The sequence below is a fragment of the Polaribacter sp. genome (genome assembly GCF_049276715.1).
In the GTDB taxonomy this organism is placed as follows: Bacteria; Bacteroidota; Bacteroidia; order Flavobacteriales; family Flavobacteriaceae; genus Polaribacter.
This window is the reverse complement of the sequence record NZ_JBASWY010000044.1, coordinates 205,529-224,647: the sequence shown is the minus strand read 5'-3', so window position 1 is coordinate 224,647 and position 19,119 is coordinate 205,529. Positions and strand designations below refer to the sequence as shown.

16 protein-coding genes are annotated in these 19,119 nt (G+C 31.2%); 8 read left to right on the top strand and 8 right to left on the bottom strand.

The features are described from left to right. Positions 1-3 precede the first annotated feature (3 nt). From porV to WAO74_RS11910, 8 genes are all read left to right on the top strand, one after another. Entirely contained in the window at positions 4-1,116 is a 1,113-nt protein-coding gene (porV, locus tag WAO74_RS11945; protein WP_422162417.1) for a type IX secretion system outer membrane channel protein PorV, read from the top strand. 73 nt (positions 1,117-1,189) lie between these two features. Continuing rightward, entirely contained in the window at positions 1,190-1,672 is a 483-nt protein-coding gene (gene cdd / locus WAO74_RS11940) for a cytidine deaminase (protein ID WP_422162414.1), read from the top strand. Positions 1,673-1,752: 80 nt separating this feature from the next. Next, entirely contained in the window at positions 1,753-2,139 is a 387-nt protein-coding gene (locus WAO74_RS11935; RefSeq protein WP_422162412.1) for a group III truncated hemoglobin, read from the top strand. Between the two features lie 94 nt (positions 2,140-2,233). Next, complete coding sequence (locus WAO74_RS11930; RefSeq protein ID WP_422162410.1) at positions 2,234-3,304, top strand: 3-oxoacyl-ACP synthase III family protein; 1,071 nt, start codon at positions 2,234-2,236, stop codon at positions 3,302-3,304. A gap of 234 nt (positions 3,305-3,538) precedes the next feature. Then, a complete protein-coding gene (gene guaA, locus WAO74_RS11925; RefSeq protein WP_422162409.1) occupies positions 3,539-5,074 on the top strand; it encodes a glutamine-hydrolyzing GMP synthase in 1,536 nt (511 codons plus the stop codon). After that, entirely contained in the window at positions 5,065-6,699 is a 1,635-nt protein-coding gene (locus WAO74_RS11920; protein ID WP_422162407.1) for a LysM peptidoglycan-binding domain-containing protein, read from the top strand. Before guaA ends, WAO74_RS11920 begins: the two co-directional genes overlap by 10 nt. A 2-nt stretch (positions 6,700-6,701) precedes the next feature. Next, positions 6,702-7,205: a hypothetical protein gene (locus tag WAO74_RS11915; protein WP_422162405.1), complete on the top strand. Its 504-nt coding sequence runs from the start codon at positions 6,702-6,704 to the stop codon at positions 7,203-7,205. Beyond that, positions 7,202-7,465, top strand: a complete 264-nt coding sequence (locus tag WAO74_RS11910; protein WP_422162403.1) for a hypothetical protein — start codon at positions 7,202-7,204, stop codon at positions 7,463-7,465. The genes WAO74_RS11915 and WAO74_RS11910 overlap by 4 nt, the downstream gene beginning before the upstream one ends. A gap of 327 nt (positions 7,466-7,792) precedes the next feature. Here WAO74_RS11910 and WAO74_RS11905 read toward each other — a convergent pair whose 3' ends face one another. The 8 genes from WAO74_RS11905 to udk all read right to left on the bottom strand — a co-directional run bounded on the left by WAO74_RS11905 (position 7,793) and on the right by udk (position 19,079). After that, positions 7,793-8,308, bottom strand: coding sequence for a DUF2892 domain-containing protein (locus WAO74_RS11905; RefSeq protein WP_422162401.1), 516 nt, complete (start codon positions 8,306-8,308; stop codon positions 7,793-7,795). Positions 8,309-8,413: 105 nt separating this feature from the next. After that, positions 8,414-11,617, bottom strand: coding sequence for a cytochrome c biogenesis protein CcsA (gene ccsA / locus WAO74_RS11900; RefSeq protein WP_422162400.1), 3,204 nt, complete (start codon positions 11,615-11,617; stop codon positions 8,414-8,416). 339 nt (positions 11,618-11,956) lie between these two features. Further along, the gene (locus WAO74_RS11895) at positions 11,957-12,766 is read right to left on the bottom strand and encodes a CDP-alcohol phosphatidyltransferase family protein (RefSeq protein WP_422162398.1); all 810 of its coding nucleotides are present in this window, start codon (positions 12,764-12,766) and stop codon (positions 11,957-11,959) included. 311 nt (positions 12,767-13,077) lie between these two features. Beyond that, positions 13,078-14,523, bottom strand: a complete 1,446-nt coding sequence (locus WAO74_RS11890; RefSeq protein ID WP_422162396.1) for an amidohydrolase — start codon at positions 14,521-14,523, stop codon at positions 13,078-13,080. Between the two features lie 165 nt (positions 14,524-14,688). Beyond that, a complete protein-coding gene (scpA, locus tag WAO74_RS11885; protein WP_422162394.1) occupies positions 14,689-16,812 on the bottom strand; it encodes a methylmalonyl-CoA mutase in 2,124 nt (707 codons plus the stop codon). Further along, positions 16,805-18,154 carry a methylmalonyl-CoA mutase subunit beta gene (locus tag WAO74_RS11880; RefSeq protein WP_422162392.1) on the bottom strand — a complete coding sequence of 450 codons (1,350 nt, stop codon included), beginning with the start codon at positions 18,152-18,154 and terminating at the stop codon, positions 16,805-16,807. The genes scpA and WAO74_RS11880 overlap by 8 nt, the downstream gene beginning before the upstream one ends. Continuing rightward, positions 18,154-18,474: an FtsB family cell division protein gene (locus WAO74_RS11875; RefSeq protein WP_422162390.1), complete on the bottom strand. Its 321-nt coding sequence runs from the start codon at positions 18,472-18,474 to the stop codon at positions 18,154-18,156. The genes WAO74_RS11880 and WAO74_RS11875 overlap by 1 nt, the downstream gene beginning before the upstream one ends. Then, positions 18,474-19,079: a uridine kinase gene (gene udk, locus WAO74_RS11870; protein ID WP_422162388.1), complete on the bottom strand. Its 606-nt coding sequence runs from the start codon at positions 19,077-19,079 to the stop codon at positions 18,474-18,476. The genes WAO74_RS11875 and udk overlap by 1 nt, the downstream gene beginning before the upstream one ends. Positions 19,080-19,119 lie beyond the last annotated feature (40 nt).

Sequence of the window (19,119 nt, the reverse complement as noted above, 5' to 3'; positions counted from 1 at the left end):
AGAATGAAAAAAATAGGATTTTGTTTAGCACTTTGTGCTTTAGTAGGGTTAAAAGTAAATGCGCAGAATAATGCTATAACAACAGCAGCCCCATTTTTATTAATTGTTCCAGACGCAAGAGCAGGAGGAATGGGAGATATGGGTGTTGCAACTTCTGCAGATGCTTGGTCTTTGTTTCACAACGCAGCTAAAATTGCTTTTAGTGATCGACAAATAAAAACAGGTCTTACGTATTCTCCTTGGTTACGTAATTTAACAGACGATATTTTTATTGGAAGTGGATCTTACATTAATAGATTTAGCGAAAACTCTGCTTGGGGTGCAGATTTTAAATATTTTTCTTTGGGTCAAATCGATTTAACGGATGATCAAGGAAATCCTAATGGAACTATAAATCCAAATGAATTTGTTTTTACTGGAGCGTATGCTTTAAAATTAAGTGAAACTTTTTCGATGGGAGTTGGGTTAAAATACCTAAGATCTAACCTTGCTTTTAATGGAACTGCAGGAAATACTTTACAACCCATTAACTCTTTTGCAGTAGATATTTCTGGTTACTACCAATCTTATGAAGAGAATTATGGAAGTTTTAACGGACGTTATAGAATTGGTTTTAATATTGCTAATATTGGGCCAAAAGTTTCTTACACGCCTGGAGAAGAAGATTTTATACCAACCAATTTAAAATTTGGGGGTGGTTTCGATTTTATTCTAGATGATTATAACATCATTTCAACAAATATTGAGTTTACAAAATTATTAGTTCCAAGTCCACAACCAGATGGCTCAGAAGAAGATCAAAGCTGGATTAATGGAATGTTTAGTTCTTTTGGAGATGCTCCAGGAGGTTTTAACGAAGAAATAAAAGAATTTACGTACGCTTTAGGTGCAGAATATTTATACAATCAAGCATTTGCTCTAAGAGCAGGTTATTTTCATGAAAGTGTAGATAAAGGAAACAGACAATATTTTACTTTAGGAGGTGGTTTTAGAACCAACGCTTTAAATATAGATTTATCTTATTTAATAAATTCTTCTGATGTAAACAATCCATTAGAAAATTCTTTACGCTTTTCTTTATCTTTTGATTTAGGAGAAATTTACGACAATTATTAAAAACGAATTGTTTTAATGCGTTTATACATACAAAGCAGTCATATTTTGACTGCTTTTTTTGACTACATTATATATGAGAAAAATTGAAATATCAACAGCTGCTATTATTTATAAAGACGTATCTGAACTTTCTACAGAAGATAAAATGTTGATGAGAAAAGCAGTTGAAGCCAGAGAAAAAGCCTATGCCCCTTATTCGAAATTTAGTGTTGGTGCAGCTTTATTATTAGAAAACAACGAAATAGTTTTAGGGAATAATCAAGAAAACGCAGCTTATCCTTCTGGGATGTGTGCAGAAAGAGTGGCTATTTGGAGAGCAGGTTCCGAATTTCCGAGTGTAAAAATTTTAAAATTAGCAATTACAGCAAGTTCATCTATTCATAAAGTAGATAAACCAGCAGGACCTTGTGGAGCTTGCAGACAGGCTTTATCTGAATACGAAGTGAAACAAAAACAACATTTCCCAATTCTATTTATGGGCGAAGTTGGCGAGATTGTAAAAACAGAATCTCTGAGTTCTTTGTTGCCTTTTTCTTTTGATAGCTCTTATTTATAATTTTTTAGTCTTTGCGAGGAAAAATGACGAATCAATTTCCTCAATCTTCGCCTTTCCAACATTGATACACTTTTTGCCTTATGAGATCAGATATTTCTTCCAGAGAAGATATCAAGTTAATTATTACAAAATTTTATGATTTGCTATTGGCAGATGATAATATGCTGCCTTTTTTTAAAGAGATTGTTTTAAAAAATCAGTTAGAATATCACCTAGAAATCATTACCGATTTTTGGAACGATATTTTATTTTATACCAATTCGTATCAAAATAATGTGCTGCAAAAGCATTTAGATAAAAATACCTTCATAGAGTTTCGAAAAGAGCATTTTTCTGCTTGGGCATCGTATTTTTTTTTAACAATTGACAATTTGTTTGAAGGGGAGAAATCTCTAAAAATGAAGAATAGAGCGCAATCTATTGCTACAGTAATGCAGCTAAAGATGAAAATTTACGAAAAAAAGTAATTTTTTGGTACGTTGAACTTCGGCGTCTTTTTTTAATTTATGAGCTTGTAATCATAATTTCTTTTAATTTTGTTGTATACAATGAATAAGATTTATGGAAAAAATTTCGGCAAGAATTTCAGGAACTGGTACTTTTATTCCTTCTTTAAAAAAGGGAAATGCTGATTTTTTACAAGAAAAATTTTTAAACAATGATGGTTCTGTTTTTTCATCGAAAAATGATGAAATAATAGAAAAATTTAAAGCGATTACTGGGATAGAAGAAAGACGCTATGCAAGAGCAGAATATACTACTTCAGATTTGGCTTTTTTTGCATCTGAAAGAGCCATTGAAGATGCCAAAATTGATAAAGAAAAAATAGACTATATTATTTTTGCACATAACTTTGGCGATATTAAACACGGTACAATTCAAGGAGACATGTTACCAAGTTTAGCAACAAGAGTGAAGTATAGATTAGGCATCGCAAACCCAAACTGTGTTGCTTACGATATTTTGTTTGGTTGTCCTGGTTGGATAGAAGGTGTTATTCAGGCACAGGCATTTATAAAAGCTGGTATTGCAAAGAAATGCTTGGTAATTGGTGCAGAAACATTATCTAGAGTTATCGATAAATATGACAGAGATTCTATGATTTATAGTGATGGTGCAGGAGCTTGTATAGTAGAAAAAACAGAAGAACAAGACTCTGGTATTTTAAGCCATGCAACACAAACTTTTGCAAAAGAAGAAGCTTATTATTTACATTATGGAGGTTCGTTTGATAAAAGTGCAGACCAAAATATACGCTATATAAAAATGTATGGACGTAAAATATATGAATTTGCCATTACAAATGTACCAGTAGCAATGAAAGCTGCTATGGATAAAAGTGGTGTTTCTATAGATGATGTAAAGAAAATATTTATACATCAAGCAAATGAAAAGATGGATGAAGCCATTATAAAACGTTTTTATAGATTATATAAAAAGCAGGTTCCAGAAGGCATTATGCCTATGAGTATACATGAATTAGGGAATAGTTCTGTGGCAACAGTGCCTACTTTATTAGATTTGGTTTTAAAAGGTAAAATAAAAAATCAAGAAGTAAATAAAGGAGATTTAATTATGTTAGCTTCTGTCGGAGCAGGAATGAACATTAATGCAGTGGTTTATAAGTACTAATTCTTCCTTTCAAGTTTTAAGTTTCAAATTCAAGGTTTCAGATTTTAGGTTCAAAGTTTTAGTTTCAACGTTATTCGTTTTGCGATTAGATTTGTAAAACTTTAAATGTTAGATTGAGCCTGTCCAAGTCTTTTTAATGAATAACAAATTCTCATTATTTATTGCGAATTCTAATTTCTGAAAAAAATATAAATTTCAGTGTTTAAAATTTAATCTGAAATACTATTTTTGCGCATGCAACAACACAATGTACTTATATTAGATTTTGGTTCGCAATACACTCAATTAATTGCAAGAAGAGTAAGGGAGTTAAACATTTACTGTGAAATTCATCCTTATAATCATCTCCCAAAAAACGTAGAAAATTTTAAAGCTGTAATCTTATCTGGAAGTCCAAATTCTGTAAGAGGCGAAAACGTTTTACATCCAGATTTATCTGCAATAAGAGGCAAAAAACCTTTATTAGCAGTTTGTTATGGTGCACAATATTTAGCACATTTTTCTGGAGGAAAAGTAGCAGAATCGAATACAAGAGAATATGGAAGAGCAAATTTGTCATTTATAAAAAATGATGAAAATTTCTTTGAAAATGTAAATCAAGGCAGCCAAGTTTGGATGAGCCATTCAGACACGATTAAAAAATTACCTACCAACGCAATTTTGTTGGCAAGTACTTCTGATGTTGAAAATGCAGCCTATAGAATAGAAGGTGAGGATACTTTCGGAATTCAATTTCATCCAGAAGTTTATCACTCTAAAGATGGAAAACAATTATTGGCAAACTTTTTGGTAACTATTGCTAAAGTGAAACAAAATTGGACACCAGATTCTTTTGTAGAAAGTACTGTAGCTAAAATTAAAAAGAAAGTTGGAAATGATAAAGTTGTTTTAGGACTTTCTGGAGGCGTAGATTCTTCTGTTGCAGCAGTTTTATTACACAAAGCAATTGGGAAAAATTTGTACTGCATTTTTGTGAATAATGGTTTATTGCGTAAAAATGAGTTCGAAAGTGTATTGAACCAATACCAAGGAATGGGTTTAAACGTTAAAGGAGTAGATGCTTCTGAAAGATTTTTAACGGCATTAAAAGGTGTTAGCGATCCTGAAACAAAAAGAAAAGCAATAGGAAATGCGTTTATTGAAGTTTTTGATGATGAAGCACACCAAATTAAAGACGTAAAATGGTTGGCACAAGGCACTATTTATCCAGATGTAATAGAATCTGTTTCTGTAAATGGAGGCCCATCTGCAACTATAAAAAGTCATCATAATGTTGGTGGTTTGCCAGATTTTATGAAATTAAAAATTGTAGAACCTTTAAGAATGATTTTTAAAGACGAGGTAAGAAGAGTAGGAGCGTCTTTAGGAATTGATAAAGAATTGTTAGGGCGTCATCCTTTTCCTGGTCCAGGTTTAGCAATCAGAATTTTGGGAGATATCACCTCAGAAAAAGTTCGTATTTTGCAAGAAGTAGATGCCATTTTTATTAATGGATTAAAGGAAGATGGTTTGTATGACAGGGTTTGGCAAGCAGGTGCAATTTTATTACCAGTAAATTCTGTAGGAGTTATGGGCGATGAAAGAACGTATGAGAAAGTAGTAGCTTTAAGAGCTGTAGAAAGTACAGATGGAATGACTGCAGATTGGGTAGATTTACCTTATAAATTTTTGCAAAAAACATCAAATAAAATAATAAATCAAGTAAAAGGTGTTAATAGAGTAGTGTACGATATTAGCTCAAAACCGCCTGCAACTATAGAATGGGAATAGAATATATGAAGCATTTAAAGTTATTTATTTTTCTGTGTATTTTAACGTTCACAGTTTCCTGTGGTCAGCAAAATAGATATATACAGTATAAGGTAAAGTCTGGTGATACAATGAGTAAAATTGCTCAAAAGTTAGACATGAAAACCCAAGATTTATTAAGACTAAATCCTGATGTGAATGGAGAGCCAAAGGTAAATTCGTTTATTGTAGTGCCAGAAAAAAAATTAAATACCTTTAAAGAAAAAGTTAAAGAGAATAAAGAAGATGTTAGTTCTGTAAATATAAATTCTATAAATGGTGTAGAAGGTTTAAATACAGATGATGATTTAACAAACGAAATAGATAAAGTTTTTGTTACGCACAAGGTTAAAAAGGGAGATACATTTTATAATTTAAACAAAACTTTTAATGTTACAAGAGAAGAATTATTATTGTTAAACCCAGAATTAGAACAGGGTTTAAAATTAGGAATGATTTTAAAAATTAAAAGAATACCAACAGAAATAATTTCTGAAGATATTTTTTATGACGATTATATTCAACCAAACAGCAATTTAAAAGTTGCATTGCTACTACCTTTTAAAGCAGGTAGATATAATATGGATAGCATTGATCTGAAAGAAATTTTTTTAAGAAATGCTACTTTAGTGAACATTGCAACCGACTTTTATTTAGGGGCCGAAATTGCAATAGACTCCATAAGAAGTAAAGGTGTGGATATAGAATTAAATGTTTTTGATACAGGTGATAGAAAAGGAAATGATATTGTAAAAATAATTTCTAATAATAATCTAAATAAAAACGACGTTGTTATTGGTCCTTTGTATTCAGAAGAAATTCAAACTGTAGCTTCTAATGTAAATATTCCAATAATTTTTCCAGTTTATTCTCAGAATCAATCTGAATTTTCATCATCCAATATCGTAAAAACATCACCAGAAAAAAAGGTTTTTAGAGAAGAATTAGTTAGGTATATTAAAGAGAATTTTGGCGAAGGAAATATTATTATAGTTAGCGATGATAAATACGAAAACGTTGAAAGCAGTAGGTTGTTAAAGTATTCTTTAGAGGCTGGAACATTAACAAACAGCATAAGTATTATAACTCCGAAAAAAGGATTTATAGAAAAAAGTAGATTTCTAAATATATTGAAACCTAATGTTAAAAACTGGGTGATTATAGCAACCGATGATAAAATAATTATTTCTGATGCTATGAATAGTTTAATAAGCTTGCCAGAAGAAACAACAGTAAAGGTTTTTGCTTTTAACAAAGGAAATGCGTATGATGAAGTTGATAATAGAAAATTGGCGAAAATAGGTTTTACCTTTGTAAGTGATCAGTTTGTTGATGAGAGTTCACTGGGCTCTCGAGTTTTTAATAAACAATACCTTAACAAAAATAATGCATTGCCATCTTTTTATGCTACCAAAGGTTTTGATATTACGTATGATATTTTAATCCGATTAGCATCTGGTAAAGATTTAAAATCTACCTTAAAAGAGGGTATTTCTGTTAGAGTTGATACAAAATTCGACTATACAAATAGCGAGTATATAGCTGAAAATAAAGGGCTTTTTATTCTTGAATACAACAAAGATTTAAGCCTAACAGAATTGAAGTAAAGTTGATTTCAGGAATCGTTTTAGTATTGATATCCGCTGTTGCCCACAATATGAAAAAACTGCTTCAAATTATACTAATCGGACTTTTGACTTTGAGTTGTAACTCTAAAAAGAAAACGGAACCGAAAACCTTTGAAGAGTCGGAATTGGAATTGGCAAATTACAGCGAAGAAGACCGAATTAAAGAATTGGAATATTTAAAAGCCAATGTGTTTAACGGACTTGAAAACCTGAATGACGGATTCGACTCTAAATCGATTTATTATTTCTCGGAATCTGACTTTGAAATCGTACTCAACCGAGTTGAAAAAAACGGAATTGGAATATTCGGAATTGAGCCTTGGTTGGATGGCGAGTATTATGGAGTTATGGTCGTTGAGGATTTTGAAACTCTTGCGACTGACCCAAATTGGTATAGAAAAGCATTCTCTGAATTTAAAAAAAGTGGAAAGGAATTAATGTATAGTGCGAGTTACGAAGTGCCGAAAAAATTATTGGTTGAATGAAAAAATGGACAATTTTAAGGGCATACTTTATGGTCTATTTAGCTTGTTGCATAATTTATACAATTGCTAAATGGAAAATTTTATCATATGAAGAAGGTTGGGGAGTTGTAGCTATGGTTGGTTTAATTTCAATGGGATTAGTTGGTATATTAGCTGACTTTATCATGACACTAATTATAAATAACAAAAGAATATTAAACGGAATTGGACTATTAATAGCAATCGGATTTTCGATTATGCTATGGATTGAATTAAAATAAAAATACTGTGGGCAACAACGTGTATAATTAATTGCTTTGGTCGTTGCTTATTTGGAAAATTCCTTCGGAATTTTCTCGCGTTCGTTTTTGTTTACTAAATTAGTTGCTTAAACACGCAACTAACCATACACAAAACCGTTGGTTTTTACCTTGTTTATACTACTGATAATGAAGATGATGTTGTTGAAAATGAAATTTTTGGAAGACTAAAATTATATATTGCAATTGCTTTGTTATTTTTTTTGGTGAATCGTTTCGATTCTTAATAATTTATAAAACAAAAAATCCGCTTTTAGCGGATTTTTTTGTGTTCGAATATAACGAAATTTATATTTTTTTCATCTGTTGTTTCATCATTTGCATTTGCTCTTTTAACATTCCATGCTTGTCTAATTTTTTAGCTTCAGCCATTAAATTGGTAGCTTCACGCTTACGTCTTTTGGTCATTGCAATTCCTGCCAATTGTAGTTTTGCCATTGCTAAATCATGATCCATAGACAAACCTAATTTTACTGCCTTGCGTAAAAATTTTTCTGCCTGTGTCATATTAGTTTGGCTTAACATAATACCATGTAAATAGTTATAATAACCTTGTTGCTTGGTAATTAAAGCAGTTTCAGGGTTTTTAATATAGCCCAACCATTTTTGTGCCCCAGGAAAATTTTGTTTACGAAGTTGTAAAAAAGCTAATAAAATGAATTCATTTTTAAAGTATAATGCAATGAAAATCCCAGCTAATAATAAGATAGAAATTCCATTCATAATATTTCCTTGGCTAAATTGATAGATAGACCAAACTGTAATGAAACCAGCTAATATTAATTTGATGTTTTTATTAAACATTTTGTGTTTTTTGTTTTGTGTTAAAAAGGCAAAAATACATTTTCTTTCTAAATTTTGCTCTTACTTAGAGTGAAATTTCTTTTTTAGAAATTTTGTATCTATAAGTTACTTCTTATAATATTTTTTGTATTTAAACCAAGAGAATGTTCCTAAAATAGCAACAAATCCTAAAGAATAATAAACAGAACTTGGTGTAATTACTCTATCTCCACTTGCGTAAGAGTGCAAGCCAGCTAAATAGAAATTAACACCAAAATAGGTCATCATTATAGAGCCATAAGCAATAACCGTCCATAAATTAAAAGTATATTTTCCTCGCAAACCAGGAATTAAGCGCATATGTAAAACAAAAGCATAAATCATAATAGAAATTAAAGCCCAAGTTTCTTTAGGATCCCAACCCCAATAACGTCCCCAACTTTCATTTGCCCACATTCCACCTAAAAAGTTTCCAATAGTTAACATTACCAAACCAACTGTAACTGCCATTTCGTTAATAATGGTAATTTCTTTGATATTTATATCCATTTTCTCTTTGTTATTCTTATTCGTAAATAAAATTAAAAAGAGCGAGAAAACACCCAGAATCATTCCTAGAGTTAATGGTCCATAACTTGCAACAATTATAGAAACGTGCACTAACAGCCACCAAGAATTTAAAACAGGTTGTAGGTTTGCAATTTCTGGGTCTAACCAGTTCATGCTTGCAGTAAACAAAATTATTGAAGTAACAAAGGTAGTTGCAGCAATGGTTAATGCAGACTTTCTTCCTAAGAAAAAACCAAAAAGCATAGTTGTCCAAGCAACATAAATGATAGATTCGTAAGCATTACTCCAAGGAGCATTTCCGCTAATGTACCATCTACTAATTAACCCCAAAGTGTGTAATATAAATAAACCAATAGTTAACCCAATTAATCCTTTAACAACATAGGTTACCCATTTTTTTGTACTGAATATTTGTGTAATTACAAAGACAATTAAAAGTAAACTTGCCAAACCATAATAACGCACTAGTTTTGTAAATACGTTGTATTTGTTGTAAGCAATTTCTAATTCTATTTTTTTTTCTGATGGATAAACTGCTGCACCATTTTTTTTCTGATAATTTTTTATACCATCTAAAATCTGATTTGCTTTTTTATAATCGCCAGTTCTCTTTGCAGTTTGCAATAATTGCATATAAAGAGGCAGTAATTTGGGTAAATAAAGAGAATCAGCCGTTTTTATAATTTTGCTGTTTGCTAATTCCATATGCGAAACCCATTTATTGTTTTCATCATCTGGAATAGGGTAAATTTTTAGGATAGAACCACTTAATGCACTTGTAAATAAGTACAATCTTCTGCCAATTTTAACTACATCTTTCTCAAATTTATTCTGAATATTCTTCTTTTGAGCTTCAACAAGGTAACTGTCTATTTTAGAGTTTCCTTGAAAATCATAAAAATCAGATAGTCTTGCATATTTTTCATCACTTTTAAGACCTAAAATTTCTCTTATTTGTGTGTTTCCTTTTTCTAAATAAACTGCAGGTACTTCATACCAAAGCATTGGGTTTTCTATAATAGATAATAAAACCTGACTGGGTTTCATACCATACAAATCTTCTGTCTGACTTACTTTTCTTAACAATTCTGAGGCAAAAGTGTGGGCAGGTTTCATTCTACCTCCAGCATCTTGAATGATTAATTTATTGAAATCTTCTGCATGTTCTAAAGAAATGATGTTTGCCTTTAAAATAGAATCTATTTGTTGATCTGAAATTCTGTTGATAGGAACTTTAGCATGAGGTTCTGTTCCATTTGTACTTTGTTCTGTTTCATGAGTATGATTTGGGTCACTGTGATCATGATCTGTTTCTTGCGCAAAACTAAAGCCAGATACAAAAAGAGCCATTGTCATAAATAGGGTTAACTTCTTTTTTCGGATTTTTTTAAGCGAAGTTTTAAGATAATCGAATCTTGTATACTTTGCAAAAAAGATGCAAATTAAACCTGTATATAAAAGTGAATATCCTAGATAAGTTATAAATGTTCCCCAAAAATCATGATTTACAGATAAATGGCTTTGTTCAACTTCACCAGATAAATCGTAACTAGATTGGAAAAATTTGTACCCTTTATGGTCTAGAATATGATTCATAAAAATTCGATAATCGTACTTTTCGGTTTTGTCTATAACAGTAACTTCGCTTGCATAAGAAGCAGCACTTTCTGAACCAGGATATTTTTCTAACTGAAAATCGTTGAGTTTAATGCTAAATGGAGTTTCCAATATTTTAGCTCCATACCACATTCTAAAATTCAAACCATCAATCGTAAATTCTTGAGCATTATTATTGCTAAATTTACCTCCAGTCAATTCTATCCTTTGTGTTTTATTATTTGCTTTCACGTCTAAAACAATAACGTCTAGTTTTTTATCATCTTTTGGTCCACTCACAGTTTTCATAGTTCCTTTGCTTGGATATTGAGGAACTACAAATGGTAAGCCAGCAATGTTGTATAAAGAGCGCAATTTAAAATCTTGGATGCTATCCTTAACAACAGAACCTTTATTCATAGTTGCCATTACTTGAAAATTTCCATCAGATTTTGTGCTAATTTTTAAAGAGTCGTTTCTTTTAAATATGTTGATGGTTGCACTGTTATCAGTAGCTTCATATCCAACTAAAATATTGTGAATATTTTGCACAGATCCAGCCTTTATATAATGTTCGTGTCTATTTCCACTAGAGGATTCTACCAAAAATAAATGCTCAACGCCATTTTCATCATCTATCAATTTCTTTTCTGCCCAAGGAATGTAATCGACTAAATTAACAACGTAATTTGTGCCTTTAAAATCATCAGAAAAAGACCAAGAATTTGATCCCCAGGCACTTAAGAGAATAGGTTCGTTTTTCGTTTTTTGAAATTCGCTGTTATCTACAACAACATTAACGTAGGTCGTTTCCGATAAAAATTTGTTGGTAGTTTCGCCTTCATCAACTAACATAATGCCTTCATAGCCAATGTATCTTGTAACACCTGCACCAATTAAAATAAGTAAAAATGATAAATGAAACATTAAAACTGCCCATTTTTCCTTTTTATATAATCGATACCTAAAAATATTTCCAAAGAAGTTGATTACAAAAAAAACCATGATGGCTTCGAACCACCAAGAATTGTAAACCAGTGCTTTTGAAGTTTGTGTACCAAAATCATTTTCTATAAAAGTGGCAACACCCATTGCAACAGCAAAAAGGATAAATAAAACTGCCATTAAACGAGTGGAATAGAGAAAATTTAAGAAGTTTTTCATCTGTATTTAATGCTTTTTAACGCTCTGCAAATTTAAGGATAAAAGCAAGAAATGTTGGTAATTACGATTGCTTTTTTGTTGTTAAGAATTGTTAAAAATTAACACTAAATTATTTTTCTGTTGATTATTAAAATAGGTGGTTCCGATTAAAAGAATATCAATAAAAAAGGAATAAAAGTACCTACTAAAATCATAACTTTAAAATGAGAAAAATCCCAGAAAAAATACTAGAAGCAACTAATACCAATAGAAAATCATATAATGATTTTTTCATTCGTAATTGTTTTCTCAAATATATTTAAATATTGGAATTATAAAAGCAAGGTTTTAGAGTATGAGCTATTGTTTTATTGTAGTTAGTTTTTTTTCAGCCCTTTTCGCCTCCTGATAAAAAAACTTTCTTATGCCAATAAAAACAAAAACCATACTAGTATAAATGATAAAAAAAGGTAGAATAATAGCTTTTAAACCTAAAACAAGCATTACAGCAATAATTAGCAATTGGAAGCCCAAACCAAACGTAGAAACACTCGTCATTAACCAATTTGGTAAAATAGTACCTTTAGAAGCGCTGCTATCTAGGGTATAAATGGTTTTATCAAAAGCACCATAAAAAATTTTATACAAACCAAAAAGAACATTCACATGCTTTTGTTTTTCGCCTTCTAAAGATATGGGTGTTTTGTTTTCAAAAACACGACTTGTAGTATCTCCATCTACTTTATTTCTTAATATAACATAGTAGTAATTGTATAAAGTGCCTTGTAATTGCAAACCTATGAATGCTAAAAGGAATATCCAAATAGAAGTATCTGTAATATACCATATAGAAATAAGAAAGAAAGCATTCAGTATGATATCTGCTACAGAGTCTAAATAACGACCTGTATAAGATGGTGTTTCTTTTACACGAGCCAATTCTCCATCTGCAGCATCTAAAATTGACTTTACAATTAAAAAGAATGCAGCAAGCCAGTAATAGCCTTGAATAATGCAATAAATAGCAATAAAACCAGCTATTATAAACGCAACAGTAACGTGGATAGGAGTGAAAGATGTGCTTTTTAATGTGTTTGCAATAACTTTTGCTATCGGCCTTCCATAGTCTGAAAGATCGACAAATTTATGCTCTTTTGGTAATTTTGACATTTAATAAATTGCAAAAAAGTAAAGTGGAATATACCAGGTAAAAATCGCAAAGATAGGGCTTAACTCTAACTTTTGAATTGGTTTTAAGAATTTATTATGTTAAAAAAGAATTATTCAATAAGGGTGCATCTTTTATCTAAAACAACAAAACTTCAGACAAATATCTATCTAGTTTAGATTTTTTTAAGGTTAGAAAGAAGTCTATTGATTCAAACTTTAACAAAACACTCGAATTAGATTCTAGAAGCAGTCTGCTTCTAGAAAATTGAATAAAAGGTGATCAATCTCCTAAAAGGATTTTTTATGAATAACTAATTTTTTCCTGGAATTGGAGGTGGTCCTTCAGGAATAATGGCTTTATAAACTTCATCTCCTTTGCGTTCTTTATATTCAGCTTTTACTTTGGTAACCATTTCAGGATTTTCAAACAAATCTAACATGGTCATAGACATGGCTTTAGATGCATAGATCATTCCTTTATGACCAATGCTCATTCCACCACAAGCAACAACAGCCCAAGAATGCCAAGGTGTATCAATGGGTGCAGTAGTAACTTTTAAATTAATGTTGGCAACATTCCAGCTAACATCTCCTACATCTGTGCTTCCTCCACCAGAATTTTCTAAGGTAATTTTTAATGGATTTATGCTGGCATCCATGCCAATTTGAGGTTTACCTGTTGCTTCTTGAATCTTTTTTCCGAAAGAAATTTCTTCTTCAGAGTAAGAAATAGGACCTAATAATTCTAAATTATTTTGCATAATTTCTCCTCCAGTTCTATTTACTAAAACTTCGTAAATACCAGAAATTAAGGATACTTTATAATCTACATTTGCCAAAATTGCAGCACCTTCTGCCATTTTCATAACTTGTTCATAAACAGGTATCATTCCAGAACGTTTAGAATCTCTAACTCTTACCCAAAGTCTAGAATAATCTGGAACAACATTTACCACTTGACCTCCATCTTGAATATGATAATGCATTCTAACTGTAGGTTTTACGTGTTCTCTGTAATAGTTAATTCCAGAAGTGTATAGTTCTAAGGCATCAGAAGCAGATCTTCCATTCCAAGGATCTGCAGCTGCATGAGCAGCTTGACCAAAAAACTCTACTTTAAAATCAACCAAAGCCAATGAGCTTTGTACATCAGATTCTGTAATAGGTGCAGGATGCCAACTGATGTTTACATCTACATCATTCCAAAGACCAGCATTTACCATCCATATTTTTCCAAAGAATTTTTCTTCTGATGGCGTTCCAAAAAACTTTACAGTTCCTTTTATTTTACCTTGTTCTATCAATTCTTTAATAGCAATTGCAGCTCCTAAGCTACCTGCTCCAAATAAATTATGTCCACAACCATGGCCCGGATTTCCTTCTTTAATTGGAGATTTAGTTGGTACTGAATTTTGAGAAAGACCAGGCAAAGCATCAAATTCACCCAAAACACTAATTACAGGTTTTCCAGAACCGTAAGTGGCTACAAAAGCAGTTGGCATTTGGGCAACTCCTCTTTCTACTGTAAAGCCTTGTTTTTCTGCATAATCTGATAATATTTTGGAAGATTCTGTTTCTTCGAAAGCAGTTTCTGCTGCATTCCAAATTTCATCGCTAATTTTGATTAAAGCATTTTGATGCTTTTCTATAGACTTGATTAATACTTCTTTATTTTTTGATAGTTTTTGAGCTTGAAGATTACAAAGTGTAAAAAATAAAAGAAATAAAGGCAACTTTTTAAAGAGCATGTTTTTCATGGGAAGTTATTTTCTCAAATATAATAAAAATGAAAACAACATTTAAAAAAATTAAAAGATGGTGCAATCTTGGCTTTTGCCAACTATTTTCGGATATATCGAGTTTTAATTCGTTATATTCAGAGTTGTAAAATTATTAGAAAATAAATTTAGAAACAAGCCAAATTACTCCACAACACTATCAATTAAAATGGTAATTAAATCAATGGCAGCTTGTGCAATTTTTGTGCCTGGACCAAAAACACCAACAGCACCAGCATCAAATAAAAACTGATAATCTTGGGCAGGAATTACGCCCCCTACAATAACCATAATATCTTCACGTCCGTATTTTTTAAGTTCGGCAATAACTTGCGGAACCAAAGTTTTATGACCTGCAGCTAAAGAAGAAATTCCTAAAATATGCACATCATTTTCTACAGCTTGTTTGGTAGCTTCTTGTGGTGTTTGAAAAAGTGGTCCAATGTCTACATCAAAACCTAAATCTGCATAACCAGTTGCTACAACTTTCGCACCTCTGTCATGCCCATCTTGCCCTAATTTGGCAATCATAATTCTAGGACGTCTGCCTTCTAGTTCAGCAAATTTATCTGCCAATTCAGAAGCTTTTTTAAACAATTTATCGTCTTTTATTTCTTTACTATACACACCAGATATGGTTTTAGTTACAGCTTTATGTCTGCCAAAAACAATTTCTAAAGCATCCGAAATTTCACCTAAAGTAGCCCTATTTCTAGCGGCTTTTACAGCTAAATCTAACAAATTTTCTTCTCCAGATTTTGCAGCATTGGTTAAATGTACTAAAGATTTTTTAACTTCAATTGAATTTCTATTTGCTTTTAAAGTATGCAATCTCTCAATTTGCGATTTACGTACAGCTTCATTATCAACCTCTAAAATATGTAAAGGATCTTCTTGTTTCAGTTGGTATTTATTTACACCCACAATTACATCTTTTCCACTATCAATTTTTGCTTGTTTTATAGCAGCAGCTTCTTCAATTCGTAATTTCGGAATTCCTTTTTCAATGGCTTTGGTCATTCCTCCTAAATCTTCAACTTCTTGGATCAATTCCCAAGCTTTTTTGGCAATATCTTCGGTTAATTTTTCTAGGTGATAACTTCCAGCCCAAGGATCAACTGTTTTCGTAATTTGGGTTTCTTGCTGTAAATAAATTTGTGTATTTCTTGCTATTCTTGCAGAAAAATCTGTGGGTAAAGCAATGGCTTCATCCAAAGCATTTGTGTGTAAACTTTGTGTACCACCAAAAACTGCAGCCATGGCTTCAATAGTTGTTCTGGCAACATTGTTAAAAGGATCTTGTTCTGTTAAAGACCAACCACTTGTTTGACAATGTGTTCTTAAAGTTAACGATTTTTGATTTTTTGGATTGAACTGTTTCACAATTTTAGCCCATAACATTCTTGCTGCTCTTAACTTGGCAATTTCTGTAAAATGATCCATTCCAATTGCCCAAAAGAAAGACAATCTTGGTGCAAAATCATCAATTTTCATACCTGTTTCGATTCCCTTTCTAATATATTCTAAACCATCAGCTAAAGTGTAAGCCAATTCAATTTCTGCAGTAGCTCCAGCTTCTTGCATGTGATAGCCAGAAATAGAAATCGAATTGAATTTCGGCATATTTTTACTGGTATATTTAAAAATATCTGCAATTATTTGCATGGATGGAGAAGGAGGGTAGATGTATGTATTTCGCACCATAAATTCCTTTAAAATATCATTCTGAATAGTTCCTGACAATAATTCTGGGGCAACTCCTTGTTCTTCTGCAGCTACAATATAAAAAGCTAAAATGGGTAAAACAGCGCCATTCATGGTCATAGAAACCGACATTTTATCCAAAGGAATTTGATCGAACAAAACCTTCATGTCTTCTACAGAATCGATAGCAACTCCAGCTTTGCCAACATCACCTTGCACGCGTTCGTGATCAGAATCATACCCTCTGTGTGTGGCTAAATCAAAAGCAACTGAGAGTCCTTTTTGCCCAGCTTCTAAATTTCTTCTGTAAAAGGCATTGCTTTCTTCTGCTGTAGAAAAACCTGCATATTGTCTAATGGTCCAAGGTTTTTGAACATACATTGTGGAATATGGGCCTCTTAAATTTGGGGCAATTCCTGCTATGAAATCTTCATGTTTTCGAGTTATGAGTTTTGAATTTTGAGTTATGAGTTGCTCATCAGATTCCTTATTTTTGAACTTTAAATCCTGAACTTTGAACTCTGAACTTTTTAAACTAATATTTGAAACATCTTTTCTACTCATTGTCTAAACGTTGTTTTTCAAGGGTTTCAGAAAGACGTTTTCTGATAATTGGAGTGATGATTGTTTTAATATGTCTTTGTTTTACAAAAGGATACAAATCCAAATCTTGCTTCATTTTATCAGCTGTATTCATTTGCATATTGGTGCCTAATAAAACAATCTTTTTTGCATTAAATTTTTCTTCTTCTTTTAAAGCAGATTCGTTCATTTTTCTTTGAATGATTCCTTCTTTTAGTTGATGTAAAAATCCGCCAGCTTTTTCTATTTGTTGAAAAATTTCTAAGGCTTTTTCTGCTAATTGATTTGTAATCGTTTCAATATAATAAGCGCCATCAGCAAAATTTTGCGCTTCTTTTAAATAACTTTCTTGTTGTAAAATTAAAAGTTGATTTCTTGAAATTCGCTCTCCAAATTCGTTTGATTTATGATAAATTTCATCATAAGAAATATTGGAAATCGTGTTTGAGCCTCCCAAAATTGCACTCATACATTCAGAGGTTGTTCGCAACATATTTACGTTATAATCATAAATAGTTTTGTTGCGTAAACTTGGTTGTGTAAAAATATGAGCTTCCACATTTTTTATATCATATTCTTTTAAAAGCGATTCCCATAAAATACGAAAAGCTCTTAATTTTGCGATTTCAAAAAAGTAATTGCTACCCACAGCAAAATTAAAATGAATTTTTGAAGCTACATCTTTTCCAAAATGATTTAGATATTCATTGGCATGTGCCAAAGTATAGGCCAATTGTTGGGTGATATTTGCGCCAGCATTTTGACACAAATCTCCAGAAACTGAAATGCAATTATTAGTTGCTGAAACAATTTTTTCCAGTTGTTGATGGTCTTCTTTTAGGTTGATAAACCAATTGCCACTTTCTGCTAAATTGTCAATAATATCTGTTTGAAAATAAGCTTTATCTGAATTACAAAATCGAGAAAGTTCTACTTGAAAATCGGCATCTAAAAAAGAAAATTTAAAATATATGATAGTAAATTTTACATCAATATTTTTTAAAACTATAGTATAATCGAATTTTTTTGAAGCTTTAAATTGTATCGAATTTGCGCCCCTTTTTAAAGCATCTACAGCTAAAAAATTTGCTATTTTTTCATCATCTATAAAAATAGTTTGGCAAATATTATAGCCCTTTTTAGGTAATTTTATTTGAATATTTGTTCTGTCTTCTTTGGTGTAAAAAGGTTTTACTGTAATACCTTCTTCTGTTTTCCAAAGCAAATGTTCGTTATAATCTGCACCTTTTAAATCTGCTTGAATTTTCTGTTTCCAAGCAGCTGGTGTTACTGGTTCAAATTCATCAAATAAATAGGTGTTCATTATTTCTTTATGGTATCAAATTCTATAATATAAATGTCTTCGTTTTCTTTTTTCATTAGGTATTTTTCTCTCGCAAAACGTTCTAATTCTAATGAGTCTTGTAGTTTTTTAATGGTTTCTTTATCCTTGGCAATTTTATCTTCATAAAATAAAATGGTGCTTTCTAAATCATTAATTTCTGCATCGAATTTGCGATGAATTAAATAGGAATTTTCATCAAAAAAAAGCATCCAAATGATGAAAGGCACTAAAATAATTACAAAAATATTTGTAAGAATTTTAAAGACAGAATTACTTTTTAAACGCTGAAAAAAACTCATTATAAACGTTCGTTTATTACACTTCTAACAATATCAATGGCTACAGTATTGTATCTGTCATTAGGTATAATGATGTCTGCAAAATTCTTTGTTGGCTCTATAAATTGCTGATGCATAGGTCTTAAGGTGTTTTGATAACGATTTAAAACTTCATCAATATCTCGTCCTCTTTCTGTAATATCTCTTCGAACTCTTCTAATTAATCGTTCGTCTGTGTCTGCATGTACAAAGATTTTTATGTCGAACAAATCGCGTAATTCTTCACTGTTAAAAATTAGAATTCCTTCTACAATTACAACTTTTCTAGGGTGTGTTTTAACGGTATCTTTTGTTCGGTTGTGTGTTACAAAAGAATAAATAGGTTGATTGATGGTTTTTCCCTTTTTTAGCTCTTTTAAATGCTTAATAAGTAGTTCAAAATCAATGGCTCTTGGATGATCGAAATTTATTTTTGTACGTTCATCATAAGACAAATTATCTGTTTCTCTGTAATAAGAATCTTGTGAAATCACACATACTTCATCAGTTGGTAATTCTTTAACAATTTGATTAACAACTGTTGTTTTTCCACTTCCAGTTCCACCTGCAATTCCAATAACTAACATAGATTTTTGATTGATTTTTTTCTAAATTCTTTGCAAAAAT